General features: G+C 65.9%; 17 protein-coding genes. 7 read left to right on the forward strand and 10 right to left on the reverse strand.

Annotation, left to right across the window (positions count from 1 at the left end):
• From DYI42_RS19845 to thrS, 4 genes are all read right to left on the reverse strand, one after another.
• A partial coding sequence (locus DYI42_RS19845) for an HvfC/BufC N-terminal domain-containing protein (protein ID WP_213548332.1) occupies nt 1-560 on the reverse strand: 560 nt, incomplete at its 3' end.
• Entirely contained in the window at nt 557-1,405 is an 849-nt protein-coding gene (gene bufB / locus DYI42_RS19850) for an MNIO family bufferin maturase (protein WP_213548334.1), read from the reverse strand. The genes DYI42_RS19845 and bufB, both read right to left, overlap by 4 nt.
• Nucleotides 1,406-1,470: 65 nt before the next feature.
• Nucleotides 1,471-1,770: a BufA1 family periplasmic bufferin-type metallophore gene (locus DYI42_RS19855; protein ID WP_213548336.1), complete on the reverse strand. Its 300-nt coding sequence runs from the start codon at nt 1,768-1,770 to the stop codon at nt 1,471-1,473.
• A gap of 346 nt (nt 1,771-2,116) precedes the next feature.
• Complete coding sequence (gene thrS, locus DYI42_RS19860) at nt 2,117-4,102, reverse strand: threonine--tRNA ligase (RefSeq protein WP_213548338.1); 1,986 nt, start codon at nt 4,100-4,102, stop codon at nt 2,117-2,119.
• Between the two features lie 173 nt (nt 4,103-4,275).
• On the opposite strand from thrS, the gene DYI42_RS19865 reads away from it, so the two are divergent.
• The gene (locus DYI42_RS19865; RefSeq protein WP_213548339.1) at nt 4,276-5,547 is read left to right on the forward strand and encodes an MFS transporter; all 1,272 of its coding nucleotides are present in this window, start codon (nt 4,276-4,278) and stop codon (nt 5,545-5,547) included.
• Nucleotides 5,548-5,578: 31 nt separating this feature from the next.
• On the opposite strand, the gene DYI42_RS19870 is transcribed toward DYI42_RS19865, so the two are convergent.
• A complete protein-coding gene (locus DYI42_RS19870) occupies nt 5,579-8,725 on the reverse strand; it encodes a valine--tRNA ligase (RefSeq protein ID WP_213548340.1) in 3,147 nt (1,048 codons plus the stop codon).
• Between the two features lie 120 nt (nt 8,726-8,845).
• Nucleotides 8,846-9,403 (reverse strand): hypothetical protein, encoded by a 558-nt coding sequence (locus tag DYI42_RS19875; protein WP_213548341.1) that lies wholly within the window; start codon nt 9,401-9,403, stop codon nt 8,846-8,848.
• A gap of 241 nt (nt 9,404-9,644) precedes the next feature.
• Between DYI42_RS19875 and DYI42_RS19880 the strand changes: the two genes are divergently transcribed.
• From DYI42_RS19880 to DYI42_RS19900, 5 genes are all read left to right on the forward strand, one after another.
• On the forward strand, nt 9,645-11,924 hold the full coding sequence (locus DYI42_RS19880; RefSeq protein WP_213548342.1) for a xanthine dehydrogenase family protein molybdopterin-binding subunit: 2,280 nt from the start codon (nt 9,645-9,647) through the stop codon (nt 11,922-11,924).
• Entirely contained in the window at nt 11,911-13,023 is a 1,113-nt protein-coding gene (locus DYI42_RS19885; protein WP_213548343.1) for a DUF2235 domain-containing protein, read from the forward strand. The genes DYI42_RS19880 and DYI42_RS19885 overlap by 14 nt, the downstream gene beginning before the upstream one ends.
• Nucleotides 13,024-13,130: 107 nt before the next feature.
• Nucleotides 13,131-13,421 carry a 50S ribosomal protein L28 gene (gene rpmB / locus DYI42_RS19890; RefSeq protein WP_213548345.1) on the forward strand — a complete coding sequence of 97 codons (291 nt, stop codon included), beginning with the start codon at nt 13,131-13,133 and terminating at the stop codon, nt 13,419-13,421.
• 104 nt (nt 13,422-13,525) lie between these two features.
• Nucleotides 13,526-13,867, forward strand: a complete 342-nt coding sequence (locus DYI42_RS19895) for a hypothetical protein (protein ID WP_213548347.1) — start codon at nt 13,526-13,528, stop codon at nt 13,865-13,867.
• A gap of 39 nt (nt 13,868-13,906) precedes the next feature.
• Complete coding sequence (locus DYI42_RS19900; RefSeq protein WP_213548349.1) at nt 13,907-14,374, forward strand: copper chaperone PCu(A)C; 468 nt, start codon at nt 13,907-13,909, stop codon at nt 14,372-14,374.
• Nucleotides 14,375-14,382: 8 nt separating this feature from the next.
• Here the strand turns inward: DYI42_RS19900 and DYI42_RS19905 are convergent, their stop codons facing one another.
• Together DYI42_RS19905 and DYI42_RS19910 are read right to left on the reverse strand one after the other, a co-directional pair.
• Nucleotides 14,383-15,078: a nitroreductase family protein gene (locus DYI42_RS19905; RefSeq protein ID WP_213548351.1), complete on the reverse strand. Its 696-nt coding sequence runs from the start codon at nt 15,076-15,078 to the stop codon at nt 14,383-14,385.
• 104 nt (nt 15,079-15,182) lie between these two features.
• Nucleotides 15,183-15,869, reverse strand: a complete 687-nt coding sequence (locus tag DYI42_RS19910; protein WP_213548352.1) for an NAD-dependent deacylase — start codon at nt 15,867-15,869, stop codon at nt 15,183-15,185.
• A gap of 30 nt (nt 15,870-15,899) precedes the next feature.
• Between DYI42_RS19910 and DYI42_RS19915 the strand changes: the two genes are divergently transcribed.
• Entirely contained in the window at nt 15,900-16,355 is a 456-nt protein-coding gene (locus DYI42_RS19915; protein ID WP_213548354.1) for a low molecular weight protein-tyrosine-phosphatase, read from the forward strand.
• Here the strand turns inward: DYI42_RS19915 and DYI42_RS19920 are convergent, their stop codons facing one another.
• Nucleotides 16,356-16,673 (reverse strand): hypothetical protein, encoded by a 318-nt coding sequence (locus DYI42_RS19920; RefSeq protein WP_244868042.1) that lies wholly within the window; start codon nt 16,671-16,673, stop codon nt 16,356-16,358. It abuts the gene before it with no gap.
• Between the two features lie 191 nt (nt 16,674-16,864).
• Nucleotides 16,865-17,640, reverse strand: a 776-nt coding sequence (locus tag DYI42_RS19925; RefSeq protein WP_213548357.1) for a hypothetical protein, incomplete at its 5' end; no start/stop codon positions are given.

Raw genomic sequence — 17,640 nt, forward strand, 5'->3', positions numbered from 1 at the left:
GGGGTGAGGTGCGGGTCGTAGCCCGGGCGGGTGATGAGCACGGATTGGGCCTGCGCTTCGGGCTTGGGGCCTTCGCCGCGGGCGTAGGCCCAGATGGCATGAATGGGATAGCGGGAGGCGACGGCGCGCAGGGCGGGGGCCAGCGAAAGGCCGCTTTGCGGGGTGATCTGCGCCGGATCAGCGGGGGTGCTGTCGGCGGCGTGGTAGCTTTCGCGCAGGGCCTGCTCCAGCCGGGCGATGTCGGGCAGGTAGGCGATATGGGCCACCGGGGGGAAGCCTTCGAGGAAGGCGGGGAAGCTGGCGCCCCAGGTCGCGATGCGCGGATCGCGCGGCGGCTCGGTGCGCACGTAATGCCCGGCCATGGCGGTGAAGAACTCTTCGCCGACCAGCTTTTGCACCACCGGAAAGGCCTCGGCCAGCGCTTCGGAGAGGGAGACGACCACGTTGTTGCGATAGACGTCGAAGCGCTTGCCCGCCGGGCGGCCTTTCGGGTCCACCAGCCCGTCGGGCACCGGCGCGTCGGGGGCGAGGAGGGCGGTGTGGAAGGCGGACTGGCTCATGCGGCGACCGGCTCCATGATCGCGGCGGCGCGGGCGGCCTCGGCCTCCAGCACGGGATACTCGGGGATGTCGGCATCCCATTCGATCAGCGTGGGGCGGCGGCCGGCGCGGCGGATGGTTTCTCGGTAGAGCTGCCAGACCGGATCGACCACCTCGGCATCATGGCTGTCGATCAACAGACGGTCGCCGTGTTCGTCGCTCTGCTCGTCATGGCCGCCAAGGTGGATCTCGTGGACGGCGGAAAGCGGGAAATGTTCGATATAGTCAAGCGGATCGCGCTGCTGATTGGTGCAGGCGACGTATACGTTATTGACATCCAACAGTAATCCGCAGCCGGTTCGGCGGGCGATCTCGGCCAGAAAGTCGGTTTCTTCCATCTCGCTTTCGGCGAAGGCGAGGTAGGTGGAGGGGTTCTCGAGCATCATCTTGCGCCCTATCGCCTCTTGCAGCTGGTCGATATGGGCGCAGACGCGGGTGAGCGTGGCCTCGGTATAAGGCAGCGGCAGCAGGTCGTTCAGGAAGGCGCCCTCATGGGTGGACCAGGCGAGATGTTCGGAAAAGCTCGCGGGCTGGAGCCAGGTGCAGAGGTGCTTGAGGCGGGCAAGGTGATCGGCATCCAGCGGGGCTTCGCCGCCGATGGAGAGGCCGACACCGTGGACCGAAAAGGGGAAGCGCTCGGAAAGGTGGCGGAGCTGGGCCAGCGGGCGGCCGCCATCGCCCATGTAATTCTCGGCGTGAACTTCGAGCCAGCTCACGCAGCCGGGCGCATTTACCAGGTCATTGAAATGCTGGGCCTTGTAGCCAACGCCGACACCGGCGGGGAGGCTGAAATCGGGGGAGGGCATGGCGCGCTCCTGTCGTTCTGGAATATAGTGCGCCCGGCCCCGTGCGGGGGCCAGGCGCGAAGGGTTTACGACTTGGGCAGGTCGCGCTCGAGCGGCTCGAGGGAGCCCATGCGGGGCTCGTCGCCCATGGCGGGCAGCTCGATGTCGGCGCAGGTGCCGGCGGGCACGAGGGTCCAGGCGTTGCCCTGGTAGTCGACGCTCGAGGTGCCCTTGCAGGTGGTGCCGGGACCGGCGGCGCAGTCGTTTTCACCGGCCATGGAGACGCCGTAGCACTTTTCCTGCTCCTGGGCGGAGGCGGTGTGCGCGGCGGACATGGCGGCGGCCACGGAAGCAGCGACGGCGAGAGTCTTGACGGTTTTGGACATGGGTATCCCCTTGGGTTGGTTGAATTTTCCAAGTTCATTCTTGGGCCCCGGGTCATCCATCCGGGGATGTCAAAAAGCTAGTCGGCGGGGGGGATCACGCGCCATTGACAGGCCTGTGAACACACGGGGGCGTTATGCAGGGACGGATTTTTTGCGGTGCAGCGAAAGCGAGGAAACTTTGCAAACCACTGATTTTCTGGGGTTTTGCCCGTGAGCACGGGGAGGCGTTTTGTAACATTTGGCCCCACGAAGCCGTGAGGCGGCGACATATGGTTACAAAATGAGTGCGCCGCGCGGATGCTCTCCGCGCGGCGCTCACGCCCAAGGGACGATTGTTACAGCCCTATCAACGCAGATCGGGTGGCGTGGCCTCGGCGGCGAGGCTTGCCACGATCTCGTCGAGGGATTTCACGGCCGTCTGCTTTTCGCCCAGGCGGCGGACGGAGACGGTGCGCTCTTCCACCTCGCGGCCCCCGCAGGCGAGGATGACCGGCACCTTGCCGACCGAGTGTTCGCGGACCTTGTAGTTGATCTTCTCGTTGCGGGTGTCGGCCTCGGCGCGGATGCCCTTGGCCTGAAGCGCGGCCACCACCTCGTTGACGTAGCCATCGGCCTCGGAGGTGATGGAGGCGACCACCACCTGACGGGGCGCAAGCCAGAACGGCAGCTTGCCTTCCCAGTTCTCGATCAGGATGCCGACGAAGCGCTCGAAGCTGCCCAGCGTGGCGCGGTGCAGCATGAAGGGGCGGTGCTTCTCGCCGTCCGCGCCGATGTAGGAGGCGCCGAGCCGCTCGGGCAGGTTGGGATCGACCTGGAAAGTGCCGCATTGCCAGACCCGGCCGATGGCGTCGGTCAGGTAGAAATCGAGCTTGGGGCCGTAGAAAGCGCCGTCGCCCGGCTCGAGCGTGTAGTCGCGCCCCACCGCCTTGATGGCGTTTTCCAGCGCGCCTTCGACGTAGTCCCAGCTTTCCTCGCTGCCCACGCGCTTTTCGGGGCGGGTGGCGAACTTGATTTCGAATTCGGGGAAGCCGAGCTCGTCATAGATGTTGGCGAGGAAGTCGATGAAGCGGGCGCATTCTTCCTGGATCTGCTCTTCGGTGCAAAAGATATGCGCGTCATCCTGCGTGAAGCCGCGCACGCGCATGATGCCGTGCAGCGCGCCGGAGGGCTCGTAACGGGCGCAGGAGCCGAATTCGGCCAGCCGAAGGGGCAGGTCGCGGTAGGACTTGAGGCCCTGGTTGTAGACCTGCACGTGGCAGGGGCAGTTCATCGGCTTCAGCGCGTTGATGCGGGTCTGGGCCTTGTCCTTGGCCTTGGTCGCATCGTCATTCTCGCCGTCGCGGCTTTCGTCCACCTCCACGATGAACATGTGGTGCTGGTATTTCTCCCAGTGGCCCGAAGCCTCCCAGAGCTTGCGGTCGACCACCTGGGGTGTGTTGATCTCGCGGTAGCCGCCGGCGCGCTGCTTGCGGCGCATGTAGTCTTGCAGGGCGGTGTAGATCGTCCAGCCGTTGGGGTGCCAGAAGACCTGACCGGGGGCCTCTTCCTGCATGTGGAACAGGTCCATCTCGCGGCCCAGGCGGCGGTGGTCGCGCCGCTCGGCCTCTTCGAGGAAGGTGAGGTGGGCCTTCAGGTCTTCGCGGTTCTTGAAGGCGACGCCGTAGATGCGCTGGAGCATCTGGCGGCTCGAGTCACCGCGCCAGTAGGCCCCGGCGACGGACATCAGCTTGAAGGCATCCGCCGGAAGCTGGCCGGTGTGTTGCAGGTGGGGGCCGCGGCAGAGATCCTGCCAGTCGCCGTGCCAGTACATCCGGATCGGCTGGCCGTCGTCGGGGATCATGTTGACCAACTCGACCTTGTAGTGCTCGCCCGTCTTTTCATAATGCGCGATGGCATCGGCGCGCGACCAGACCTCGGTGCGCACGGCATCGCGCTTGTTGATGATTTCCTTCATCTTCTTCTCGATCTCGCCGAGATCTTCGGGAGTGAAGGGCTCTTCGCGGTCGAAGTCGTAATACCAGCCGTTCTCGATGACCGGACCGATGGTGACCTTGGTATCCGGCCAGAGCTCCTGCACCGCGCGGGCCATGACGTGGGCGAAGTCGTGGCGGATCAGCTCCAGCGCGGGGGCATCGTCCTTCATGGTGTTGATGGCGATCTGCGCGTCGGCCTCGATCGGCCAGGCGAGATCGTGGTGCTTGCCGTCGACCATGGCGGAGATGGCGGATTTGGCGAGGGACTTGGAGATGGAGGCGGCCACCTCGGCGGGGGTGATCCCGGCCTCGTAGTCGCGTGCATTGCCATCGGGGAAGGTGAGAGAGATCTGGGCCATATCGGCTCTCCTCGTCGGTTTGGCGCCCACGGAACGCCCGGTTGCGGGTTATGTCGTGGAGGCTCTTTGGCGGGCCGGGCGCGCGGTGTCAACCGTGGCACGCTTGGCGGGTGCGGGATTGAGTATTTTGAGCAAGAAAATGAACCGGCGCGCGCCTTGGGCGTATATGTTGCATGACACTTGCTGACCGGGCGTTTGACGCGCTGACCGACGAGAGCCGTGCAAAGGCGCAGGATATCACCGATAAGGCGCGGGAGGCCGAGCCGGGGAACTTCCTGAGGCATGGGGCCTCGCTTTCCTTGTCGAAGCTGGCGGACGGGTTGATTGACCCGAAGCTGGTTCTGTCGTGGTTGATGGGTGCGCTGGGCGCACCGGCCTTTCTGACCGGGCTTTTGGTGCCGGTGCGCGAGGCCGGGGCGCTGGTGCCGCAGCTTTTCACCGCCGGGCGTATCCGGGCGATGGGGCGGCGCAAGTGGGCCTGGGCCGCTGGCGCGGCGGGGCAGGGGCTTTCGGCGCTGGTGATCCTCGGCGCGGCGTTGATGCTGGAAGGCTGGGCGGCAGGCCTCGTGATCGTGGCGGCATTGGCCGTGCTGGCGGTGGCGCGCTCCGTCTGTTCGGTGAGTTACAAGGACGTGCTGGGCAAGACGGTGGACAAGCCGCGCCGGGGCACGGTGACGGGCTTTGCGGCCTCGGTGGCCTCGGCGGGGGTGCTGCTGTTTGCGGGCGTCCTGATGTTTGGATTGCTTGAAAGATTTCAACTTGTCGCCGGTGCTATTGCGCTGGCCGGGGCCGCCTGGCTGGGGGCGGCTTGCATTTTTGCGACAATTCGGGAGGAAGACCGTCCCGGCGATGCCGAGGGCGAGGCGACCGGGTTGGGGCAGTTGGCGCTGCTGCGGGAAGACGCCGATCTGCGCCGTTTTGTGCTGGCCCGCGTGCTGCTTTTGCCCACCGCGCTGGCGCCGCCCTATCTGGTGATGCTGGCCGGGCAGGCGGGGGATGACCGCTGGGGCGCGCTGGGCGCGATGCTGGCGGCGTCGGCGCTGGCGGGGCTGGTCTCTGGCTGGGTCTGGGGGCGGCTTTCGGACAGGTCGAGCCGGTTGGTGCTGGCGATTTCGGGCGCGGTGGCCGCGGGCTTTCTGGCGGCGGCGGTGCTGCTTCAGGGCGTGATGGGCGCGGCCTGGGCCGCGCCTGCGGTGCTGTTCGGCCTGATGGTGAGCTATCGCGGGGTGCGCGTGGGGCGCTCGACCTACCTGGTGAACCTCGCGCCGGAGGAGAAGCGGGCGAGCTATACGGCGGTGGCCAACACCACGGTGGGCGTGGCGTTGCTCGGCGGCGGTGCCTTCGGCGTGCTGGCCTCGATGACGGGGCCGGGGGTGGTGCTGGGCGTGTTTGCGGGCGTCGCGCTGGCGGGCGCGGGCTTGGCGTGGCGGATGAAAGAGGTGTGAGGGAAGGTGGGCAGATTGCCCACCCCACAGGTCATCCGATTTCGGACAGCCGCGCGAGGGCCTCCTTGAGTTTTGCCTCTTCCTCCTGCCGTTCGGCGAGGTTGGCCTGCGCCTCTTCCACTACTTCGGGCGGCGCGTTTTCGGCGAACTTGGGGTTCTTCAGGCGCCCCTGCAGCCCGCCGATCTCTTTGCCGAGCTTGCCGAGGGTCTTCTCCAGCCGGGCCTTTTCCTCTTCGATATCAATGAGGTCGGCGACCGGCAGGCCGAAGGTGCCCCCCGAAACGGCCACGGTGATGGCGCCCTTGGGCATGGCATCGGCCTTGGTGAGGCTTTCGACGCGGGCGAGGCGCTTGATGAGGGCCTCGTTATTGGCGTAGGCGGCCTCGCCCTGCGGCGTCAGCGACACCTGGATCAGCGGGACATGCAACCCGGCGGGGACGTGCATTTGCGCGCGGGCGGAGCGGATGGCCTCGATCAGGGAGATCACCCAGTTCATCTCGGTGTCGGCACTTTCGTCGACGTTAACCGATTCAAGCTCTGGCCATGAACTGACAATCAGCATAGATGCACGCGGGCCCATAGCGCTCCAGATTTCCTCCGTTATGAAGGGCATAATTGGATGGAGCATTTTGAGGCACTGATCGAGAACCCAGCCCATAGTCTGGCGGGTCTCCTCGACGATGCCGGAATGCTCGCTATCGAACAAAGGCTTGGAGAATTCGATGTACCAATCGCAAACTTTGCCCCAAACGAACGCGTAAAGGGCCTGGGCGGCTTCATTGAAACGATAGTTATCAAGCGCTTCGTTTACTTCGATCAGCGTCTTTTTGGTTTCGCCAATAATCCATGTGTTCGCGGTGGTATTTACACTGGTGTTACTTCCTAACGTGTAGGGCGGAAGGTCGTCAGAAAAGGCGGTGTTATAGGCTTCGAACACGCCGTTCATCTCGGCGAAGCGGGCGGCGTTCCAGAGTTTGGTGCCGAAGTTGCGGTAGCCGGCGATGCGCTGGGTATCGAGCTTGAGCACCCCGCCGAGGGCGGCCATGGCGGCGGAGGAAAAGCGGAGCGCGTCGGCGCCATATTCGTCGATGATCTCCAGCGGGTCGATGACGTTGCCGACCGACTTGGACATCTTCTTGCCCTTGGCGTCGCGCACCAGCCCGTGGAGGTAGACCTCGGTGAAGGGGACTTCACCGACGACCGCGAGCTGCATCATCATCATCCGGGCGACCCAGAAGAAGAGGATGTCTTGGCCTGTGACGAGGGTGGAAGTGGGGAAATACTTGGCCAGTTCCGGGGTCTGCTCGGGCCAGCCGAGGGTGCCGATGGGCCAGAGGCCGGAGGAGAACCAGGTGTCGAGCACGTCGGGGTCACGCCAGATGGGGTAGACCAGCTGGGTGGGGTCTTGGGTGACGTTGTACTCGGCCAGGGAGGCGGCCAGCCTGTCGATCGCCTCGGCGCGGTTTTCGACCTCGACGATACGGGCGTGGTTGATCGGGGTGGGCGTGTCGGCCAGCTCGTTCTTGAACTTGTGGGTGACGGTGGCGATGTCGGCGGCGCAATGGTGGACCAGGCCGGCATAGACCATGCCTTCGCCCAGCAAGCGGGCCAGCTCGACATGGTCGAGCGCGCCATCGTTCTCGTCGTCCTTGAAGTCGGGGGCGGAGAGATCGAGGCCATACCAGACCGGAATCTGGTGGCCCCACCAGAGCTGGCGGGAGATGCACCAGGGTTCGATGTTGTCGAGCCAGTGGTAGTAGGTTTTCTCGCCGGATTCGGGGAGGATTTTCACCTCGCCGTTGCGGACGGCGTCGAGGGCGGGGCCGACGATCTTTTCGGCGTCGACGAACCACTGGTCGGTGAGCATGGGCTCGATGACGACCTTCGAGCGGTCGCCGAAGGGTTGCATGATGGGTTTGTTCTCGACGTGGGGGCGGGGGGCCTCATCGGCCTCTTCGGAGCCCTCTTCGGCCGGAAGCATCACCGCGAGGCCTTCGTCGGTGATCTGCTGGACGACGCGCTTGCGGGCTTCGAAACGGTCCAGCCCGCGCAGGTCGTCCGGGACGAGGTTGAGGGTGTCGACTTCTGCCTCGGTGAAACTCGCGCCGTTGGCGATTTGCTGGGCGCGGGCGGCGGCAACGGCGTAGGGCTCGCCGTCGTCGCGCATGGTCGCGCGGGTGTCCATCAGGCGGTAGAGCGGGATGCCGTTGCGGGTGGCGACGCCATAGTCGTTGAAGTCGTGCGCGCCGGTGATCTTGACCGCGCCGGAGCCGAAGGTCGGGTCCGGGTATTCGTCGGTGATGATCGGGATCAGGCGGCGGTGCTCTTTGGGGCCAACCGGGATTTCACAGAGTTTTCCGACGATTGGGGCGTAACGCTCATCCGATGGGTGAACGGCCACCGCGCCGTCGCCAAGCATGGTTTCGGGGCGGGTCGTGGCGATGGAGATGTAATCGCGGGTTTCGCGCAGGGTGACGTTGCCGTCTTCGTCCTTCTCGACGTACTCGTAGGTTTCGCCGTCCGCGAGGGGATACTTGAAGTGCCACATGTGGCCGGCGACTTCGAGGTTTTCGACCTCGAGATCGGAGATGGCGGTTTCGAAATGCGGGTCCCAGTTGACGAGGCGCTTGCCGCGATAGATCAGGCCCTTTTCGTACATATCCACGAAGACCTTGATGACGGCGTCGTGGAAATTGGGGCCGCTCCCGGCATCGGGATCGCCCGCTGCGCCGCCCATGGTGAAGGCCTCGCGGGACCAGTCGCAGCTTGCCCCAAGGCGTTTGAGCTGGCCGATGATGGTGCCGCGTGATTTGACCTTTTGCTCCCAGACACGCTCAAGGAACTTCTCGCGGCCCATCTCGACGCGGCTCGGCTCCTGATTGGCGGCCATCTCGCGCTCGGTGACCATTTGGGTGGCGATGCCCGCGTGGTCGGTGCCCGGCTGCCAGAGCGTGTCGAAGCCGCGCATCCGGTGCCAGCGGATCAGGATGTCCTGAAGCGTGTTGTTGAAGGCGTGGCCCATGTGGAGCGAGCCGGTGACGTTGGGCGGCGGGATCATGATGGAATAGGTTTCGGGGCGGCGCGCGGCGACACCGGCGGCGAAGGCGCCTGCCTTCTCCCATGCCGCGTAGATGCGGCCTTCGGCTTCGCTTGCGTCGAACGTCTTTTCCATCGCCATTGTGGGCTCTCCGGCTCTTCGATTGCTCAAGGCGAGGAGATAGCGAAAAGCCTCGGTAAGGGAAAGGGGCGCGGGCCCGAGTGGCGCTGCGGGCCCGGCCTGTGCGGGGCGGCGGGTGGTTTAGAAGGTGAAGGACTTGTGAAACGCGGTGAGGAACTGGCCGGAGTGCGAGCCGAAGAGGCGGCGGGCCGGGCCGTCGAGCGGGCCGTGGGGCGTGGCCCAGTGCGACAGGGTGAGGAAGGTCGCCGGGCAGGTGTCACCCGCGTAGTCGCCGGGCACGAGGAAGGCCTCGAAGTTGGGAAAGCCATCGCCACGCACGCAGCCGTCGATATTGCCGGGGCGGAAGCGGATATCGACATAGGTGTCGATATCGGGCGCGCCGGGCACCATCGGGTTGGACCCGGCGGTATGGGCGGTGAAGGTCAGCTCGCTTCCGCCGCTGGAGCCGGTGCGCACCGAGATCGAAGGCGTCTGGGTGGAGCGGGTGCCGGGCGCCACCGTGTGCCAGGTGGGGCTGGAGCGGGCGAACCACTTGGTGACACCGCTGAGGCTGAACTGCACGAAGCCCCAGGTGCGGGCGGAGGCGGCGAGGTCGGCGGAGGAGCGGCCATCGCCGTGGAAGCCGCCGCCGAAGGATTTGAACGGGGCGTAGCGTTTGAAAACGAGGGTGTATGTCATGGCTATGTCTTTCGAATGAATGGGTCTGGCGGGCGGCTTTGTGCCCTTGGTGCAAAGGGGTTTGGCCCAATCGGGCCGGATGTCGCGGCGATGGCGGAATTGCCTGTCGCTCGGAAGAGGATACGCGCGGGCGGGCTGTTTTATTCGCGCGGCACTCACGGTTTGTGAACGAAAAGCCGCTCTGGACAGTGCGGCCACGAAGGCTAGTGTCTCACCTGCCAGCCAACAGGGAGTGAGCCGCATGAACGCATTCGGAAAAAGCCAATCGGTGAAACGGGTCGAAGACGTGCGGCTGCTCACGGGGCATGGGCGCTACGTGGATGACATCGCGCCGGAGGGCAGCCTGTTTGCCTATTTCTTTCGCAGCCCGGTGGCCCATGCCAAGATCACCTCGATCGGGCTGGACGAGGCACGGGCGGCGGAGGGCGTGCACTACGTAGCCGATGCAGCGCAGCTCAGGGCCGATGGCATGGTGGACCTTCAGCTGAATGGCGCGACCCACAAGGGCGCGGCGGAGACGAAGCGCCCGGTGCTGGCCGAGGGCCGCGTGCGCTATGTGGGCGATCCGGTGGTGATGGTGGTGGCCGGGACGCTGGAGCAGGCCAAGGATGCCGCCGAGCTGGTGGAGTTCGATTTCGAGGATCTGCCGGCGCACATGGCGCTGGAGCCGGGCGGGGAGCCACTGCATGAGGGCGCCGAGGACAACGTGGCGTTTGACTGGGACATGGGCGAAGAGACCACGGTGATGGAGGCGCTGGAAGGCGCGGCGCATCGGGTTAAGCTGAGCATCGTCGACAACCGGGTGGCCGTGGTGCCGATGGAGCCGCGCGGCTGTTTTGCCGAGTGGGACGGCACCCGCATCCACCTGGCGGTGAATGGCCAGGGCGTGTGGGGGCAGAAGGATTCGCTCGCGCGCCAGCTTGGGCTGCAAAAGGAAAACGTGCGCGTCACCACGCCCGATGTGGGCGGCGGCTTTGGCCTCAAGGGCTTCGAGTTTCCGGAATATGCGCCCTGTGCGCTGGCGGCGAAGGTGCTCGGCAAGCCGGTGCGCTGGATGGCCGACCGGGGCGAGTCGATGCTCTCCGACAACGGCGCGCGTGACCTTGTGAGCCATGCCGAGCTGGGCTTTGACGAGAATCACAAGATCGTCGCCTACCGCTGTGACAACGTCTGCAACATGGGGGCCTACAACTCGGGCTTCGGGCAGATGATTCAGAGCTTCCTCTTTGGTCGCGTCTTCCCCGGCACCTATGACATCACCCAGGGCTACCTGACCTGCCGTGGCATCTTCACCAACACCGCTCAAACCGACGCCTACCGGGGCGCGGGGCGGCCCGAGGCGATTTTCGTGCTGGAGCGGATGATGGACGAGGCGGCCAAGCAGCTTGGGGTCAGTCCGTGGGATCTGCGCCGGAAGAACTTCATCGCGAATGACAAGTTTCCCTACAAGACGGTGAGCGGCGAGCTTTACGACGTGGGCGATTTCGGCGCGGTGCTGGGCGACCTTGAGGCGCAGGCGGAGCTGGATGGTTTTGCCGCGCGGCGCGAGAAGAGTGCGAAAGCGGGCAAGCTGCGGGGCGGCGGACTTTCCTATTACATCGAATCCATCCTGGGCGACCCGACCGAGGGCGCGGCGGTGGAGTTCAACGAGGATGGCACGGTGGACCTGATGGTGGGCACCCAGTCCAACGGGCAGGGGCATGAGACGGTTTACGCCGCCTTCCTCGCCGAGCGCACCGGCATCCCGATCGAGAAGATCAACGTGATCCAGGGCGATAGCGACCGCATCGCCAAGGGCGGCGGCACCGGTGGCTCGCGTTCGGTGACCAACCAGACCAATGCCACCATCGCCACGGTGAAGGTGATGGTCGAGGCTTTCGCGCCCTTCGTGGCCGAAGAGCTGGGCGTGGATGAGGTTGAGTTCGAGGATGGGGCTTTTGGTGCGCCGGGCACCAACCAGAAGCCGACGCTCCTGGATGCCGCCGACATGGCGCGCGCCAATGGCCGCACCGAGCTGCTGCGCCATGAGAGCGAGGCCACGCTGGACGGGCGCAGCTATCCCAACGGCGGGCATTACTGCGAGGTCGAGGTGGACCCGGAGACCGGCGAGGTGGAGCTGCTGAACTACATGGTGGTCGACGATTTCGGCAATCTTGTGAACCCGACGCTGGCCGAGGGACAGGTGCACGGGGGCGTAGCGCAGGGCGCCGGGCAGATCCTGATGGAGAACATGGCGTTTGACGAGGATGGCCAGCTGCTCAGCGGCTCCTTCATGGATTACGCGATGCCGCGGGCGGCCGACCTGCCGTTCTATCGCTTCACGCCGCATCCGGTGCCCTCGATCCAGAACCCGCTGGGGATGAAGGGCTGCGGCGAGGCCGGCACCGTGGGCGCGATGGCCGCGGTGACCAACGCGGTGATCGACGCGCTTTGGGAGAAAGGCGTGCGCAACGCCCAGATCCCCTTCACTCCGCAGCGCGTTTGGGCGCTGCTGAAAGAGGCGGAAGGTGACGCTTCGTGAGTTCCTAGGCTCGTTCTGGCCGGGGCGGCGTGAAAAGAGCACGCCGCGCCCGGCCACGCGGGAGCCTGTTGCCCATGTGATCGTGCTGGATGGCACGATGTCGTCGCTCAGGCCCAAGCATGAGACGAATGCGGGCATCACCTTCAAGCTGCTGCGCCGGTCGGGGCCGGGCGCGCGGCTTTCGGTGCATTACGAGCCGGGCATCCAGTGGCGGGACTGGTCTTCGACCGGGGATGTGATTGCCGGGCGGGGCATCAACCGGCAGATCCGGCGGGCCTATGGCATCCTCGCCAGCCGCTATCGCCCCGGTGACCGGATCTTCCTGATCGGCTATTCGCGCGGGGCCTACGCGGTGCGCAGCCTTGCGGGCTGTATCGACACGGTGGGGCTGTTGAAGCGCAACCATGCCACGGTGCGCGCGGTGAAGCAGGCCTGGCGGCATTATCGCACCGGTGGTGAGAGCGAGGCGGCGTTGCGGTTTAGGCTGGCCTATTGCCACAACGACGTGCGGATCGAGGCGCTGGGCTGCTGGGATACGGTGAAGAGCCTCGGCATCCGGCTGCCGCTGATCTGGCGGTTCACCAACGATGACCATGACTTTCACAACCATACGCTGGGCGCAGCGGTGAAAAACGGGTTTCATGCGCTGGCGCTCGACGAAACCCGGCTGGCCTATGCCCCGGTGATGTGGCAGAGCCGCCCGGGCTGGCCGGGCGAGCGGCTGGAGCAGCTGTGGTTCAGGGGCAGCCATGGCGATGTGGGCGGGCATATCACCCCGTTCCTCAAGGCGCGCCCGCTGGCCAACATCCCGCTGGTCTGGATGCTGGGGCGGCTGGAAGACTGCGGGCTGCCGCTGCCGGAGGGCTGGGCGGCGGAATTTCCGCAGGATGTAACAGCGCCTTCGATCGGGCGGTTTGCGGGCTGGGGCAAGATCTTTTTGTCGCGCCGGGCGCGGGTGATCATGGAAGACCCGAGCGAATCCTATCACCCGACCGCGCGGCCCGATGCCCCGTTGATGGCCGACCCGGAGCGCGGCGGGCCGGGGCCATCGGTGGAAAAGCGTAAAGAATCGGGGGAAACCGGGCCAGACGCCCCCTGACGAGGCTTGACGCCTCCCGGCTTTGCCCCTAAACGCACGAAACGAAATTCGGGGCGCGCCGCCCGGCAAGGGCCGCGCCTCTCTCATTTGAGCACGAGGATGAAACCATGTCTCGCGTCTGCGAACTGACCGGCAAGGGCCCGATGACTGGCAACAACGTCAGCCACGCCAACAACAAAACCCGCCGTCGCTTTCTGCCCAACCTGCAGGATGTGACGCTGATCTCCGACGTTCTGGGCCGCCCCTTCAAGCTGAAGGTGTCGAACCACGCTCTGCGCACGGTGGACCACCGCGGCGGGCTGGACGCCTTTCTGGCGAAGGCCAAGGCCGAGGATCTTTCGCGCAAGGCGCTGAAGATCAAGAAGGATATCGAGAAGGCCCAGGCCGAAGCCGCCTGATCCTTTGCGAGTGCAGGATGTGAACCCCGCCGGTGGCAGCACCGCGCGGGGTTGCTTCATTTTGGCCCCTTGCGGCGGGGCGGGGCGCGGCTAGGCTGCGCGCGATGATGTTCAGGCGTGTCATATCGGCGATGATGCTGGCCGCGTTGCTGCTGGCCGGGCAGGCGCTGGCCGTGGCCCGCGGTCATGGGGCCGCGGTGGGGCAGATGGTGATCTGCACCGGGTTCGGCACCCAGGTTGTGCATGTCGATTCCGAGGGCAACCCGGTGAGCGCGCCGCATCTCTGCCCCGACGGGCTGGCCGCCTTGGTGGAGGCCCATGTGCCGCCGCCGGTGGCGGTGGTGATCGAGGGCAGGCCGGGGGCCGTGGTGCCGCTTACGGCCCGGGTCGAGGCGGCGCGGCTGGGGCGTATCGTTTTCGAGGCGCGGGGGCCGCCGTTGGCTTGAGGGTTCGACAGCGATCAATCTCAAGACAGGACAAGACAGATGAAACTCAAGGCTTTGACCCTCGCCGCCCTGATGGCGGCCTCTCCCGCTTTCGCAGACATCAAGGTGATGGACGCCTACGCCCGCTCCGCCAGCCCCACCGCCAAGTCCGGCGCGGCCTTCATGCAGATCATGAACACCGGTGAGGCCGATGACCGGCTGGTTGCCGCCGCCTCCGACGCCGCCGCCCGGGTGGAGCTGCACACCCACAAGGACATGGGCGAGGGCGTGATGCGGATGATGGAGGTGGAAGAGGGCTTCGAGGTGCCCGCAGGCGGCATGCACGCGCTGGCGCGCGGCGGCGACCACGTGATGCTAATGGGGCTGACCGGGCCTCTGGAGCAGGGCGGCACGATTTCAGTAACGCTCACCTTCGAGCAGGCGGGCGAGATGGTGGTGGAGATCCCGGTGGACAATGACCGCCAGGATGCACCGATGGACCATGGCAACATGAAGATGGGGAATTGAGCGCCCGTTCAATCCTCGATCACGGATAGGATCTCCGAAAGCGGCTTCTTGATCTTGGCCGCTTTCGGCACCGTCGCATCCTCCGCCGGGTGGCCCACGGCGAGGATCATCACGGGCTTTTCCGAGGCGGGCCTTCCAAGCAGATCATTCAGAAATTTCATCGGGTTGGGCGTGTGTGTGAGCGCCACCAGCCCGGCGTGGTGCAGCGCGGCGATGAGAAAGCCGGTGGCGATGCCGACTGACTCGGGGACGTAGTAGTTCTTGTAGCGGGTGCCATCATCGAACTCGCCCCAGCGCTGGGCGAAGATGACGATGAGCCAGGGGGCCACTTCGAGGTGGGGCTTGGCAGCATCGGTGCCCATGGGCTCCAGCGCCTTCAGCCATTCATCGCCGCCGCCGCCGGCGTAGAAGGTCTCTTCCTCCTTCTCCGCCGCTTCGCGGATGGCGGCTTTGGCCTTTGCGCCCGAGATGGCGGCGAAGTGCCAGGGCTGGTGGTTGGCGCCCGAGGGCGCGCGGCCTGCGGTGGCAACGGCGGCCTCGATCACCTCGCGGGCCACGGGGCGCGGGGAGAAATCCCGCACGGTGTGGCGGGTTTCCATCGTGGCGAGGAAGGCCCGGGCGGCGGCGAGGCTTTGAGCGTCGGTGAGGTCCGCGTGGTCGGGCAGGGGGATGGGCTCGAAATCGAGCTGGTCTTTTGAAAACATGGGGGGCCTCCTTGGGCGGAGTTTCGCGCGGCGGGGGCAGCTCATCAAGGCCCTTCGGCCATTCTTCGCAGCTGCGATAAGGGCCGAATGGACCGAAGAGCTGCCTAGCGGAGCAGCTCCTCGACCCAGGCGGGCACCAGCTCTGTCGCGGGGCCGTGGCGGGCCTCGTCGAAGAGCGGGGTGATTTCGGAGGGTTCCAGGTTGAGTTCCAGCGTTTCGGCCCCGGATTGCCGGGCGTGGCGCACGAAACCTGCGGCAGGGTAGACCGCGCCGGAGGTGCCTATGGAGACGAAGAGGGCGGTTTGCGAGAGGATCTCGCCGATGCGCTCCATGTGATAGGGCACCTCGCCGAACCACACCACATCGGGCCGGGTGGCGGGCTGGCGGCAGTCGGGGCAGGGATCGTGCAGGTCCATCGTGGGCGGGGCGGGCCAGCGGTGGCCACAGGCGGCACAGAGCGCGGTGTGATGCGCGCCGTGCATGTGGATCACCTCCGCGCCGCCCTTCTCATGCAGGTTGTCGACGTTCTGGGTGATGATATGAACCGCGCCGGGATAGGACTTTTGCAACTTTCCGAGCGCGTTGTGGGCCGCGTTGGGCTTGGCAGCCCTCACTTTTTCGCGCCGCATGTTGTAGAAATCGAGCACCAGCCCCGGATTGCGGGCGAAAGCCTCGGGCGTGGCCACATCCTCGATGTCATATTGCGCCCAGATGCCGCCTGGGTCGCGGAAGGTGGCGATGCCGCTCTCGGCAGAGATGCCTGCGCCGGTGAGGATGGTGATGGGTCGCATGAGGCCTCAGTGTGGTTTACCGTGCCGAACATGACTCATCGCGTTCTCTTTGTCTGCCTCGGCAACATCTGCCGTTCCCCCACCGCTCACGGCATCTTCGAGGCCAAGGCCCGAGCCGCCGGGCTCGAGGTGGAGGTGGAAGGCGCGGGCACGGGCGCGTGGCATGTCGGCGAGCCCCCCGACCGGCGGATGCAGGCGGCGGCGAAGGCGGCGGGCTATGACCTGAGCGGGCTGAGGGCGCAGAAGTTCGTGCCCGCCGATTTTGACCGCTTCGACGCGATCTACGCGATGGACCGGCAGAACCTTGCGGATATCGAGGCGCAGCGGCCAGAAGGGAACACCACGCCGGTGACGCTGTTTCTCAGCCACGGCCCGAGCGGTCGGGATCAGGTTCCCGACCCTTACTACGAGGGCGGGTTCGACAAGGTTGTGGCGATGGTGGCGGAGACCTGCGACGCGCTGGTCGCCGATCTCCGGGGGCGCTGATCAGGAGCAGGAAGCGGCGGCGGAATCGCCGAACTTCTTCCACTTCTTCCAGAACACCTCGTTGTCGGGGCGGTCGGATTGCCGGGTGTCCTGCGCGAGCTGCGGCTCACGGAAGAACTTTGCGCCCTTGCGCTGTTCGGAGCGGCTGAGCTCGAAATCCGCCACCCGCTGGATGCAGGAGCAGAGCGCGCGCGAGGCGCCCCTGTCGGATTTGTTGCAGGCGCGTTCCAGCACCTTTGCCTCGGCCATGGTGGGCAGGGCGGTGGCGGCGGGCAGGGCCATGGCCGCGCACAGGAGGAGAGTGGAAACTTTTTTCATCTGCTTTTGCCTCGTTCTCTCAAGGGTCCGATGTGCCGGATGTGTCTCCGGCTGCACAGGTCTGTGATGGGCAAAGGATGCCGCGAAAGCCGCCAAAATTCAATTGGGCATGTCTTGTAGGCAGCCCATCGGCGAGCGCCATAGATTGTGCACGGATCGGAAACAGCCCCGCCGCGCGCTGTGAGCGGCTGTTACCAGAGCGGGGCGTTGCAGATCGGGCGGGCCGCGGGAATGGCCTGTTGCAGGTCGGCAAACCAGGCCCAGCCATACATGCCGCCCACGGCGCCCGAAGTGCAGGCCGCAAGCGCCAAAGGGTAGTGCCACCACCGCCGCGCCACCTTGCGGCGGCAGGGGGATGACAGTCGCCGGGGGATGGCCACCATACAGCCGAAGAGGCCGTAGATATAGAGCCACACCATCGCCCCCGCCGGCAGGGTGCGCATGCCCATCATCAGGATTTCGCCCTGGTGGGCGACGGCCACCCCCATGATGCCGTTGATCACGAAGGCCTCGGAGGTGGAAAAGCTGAAGCGGCGGAACAGAATGATCCAGGCCGTTGCCATGCCGCCGTAGAAGCCGAAGGCGAGGGTCAGGTTGGCCAGAAGCTGGGGATGGTAGAGATGCTGGTGCGCGTCGCAGCGCAAGTAGTCGCCCATCCAGTGCAGGGTCTCGATCAGCGCGCCGGTGAGCAACGCGGCGAACAGGAAGCCCGCGCCGCCCCGCAGCGGCACCCAGCGGATGTAACAGGTGGCGACATAGGCCGAGTAGAACAGCGCAGTGGGCTGCGGCGGCGTCCAGAGGAGGCCGAGCAGCGGGATCAACCCCGAGAGCAGGAAGGCCAGGCGCCAGGGTTCATCCCGGTCCTGCACCGCGCGGGGGCGGCGCGCTGCGGGGATGGTGAGCGAAACGTCCGTGGGCATGGGCGGTGCGGGGGCGGCCTTGGTCTGTCCGGGCGGGACCATAGGGC

Origin of the sequence: Vannielia litorea, from assembly GCF_018424695.1 — a bacterium.
Lineage (GTDB): Bacteria > Pseudomonadota > Alphaproteobacteria > Rhodobacterales > Rhodobacteraceae > Vannielia > Vannielia litorea_A.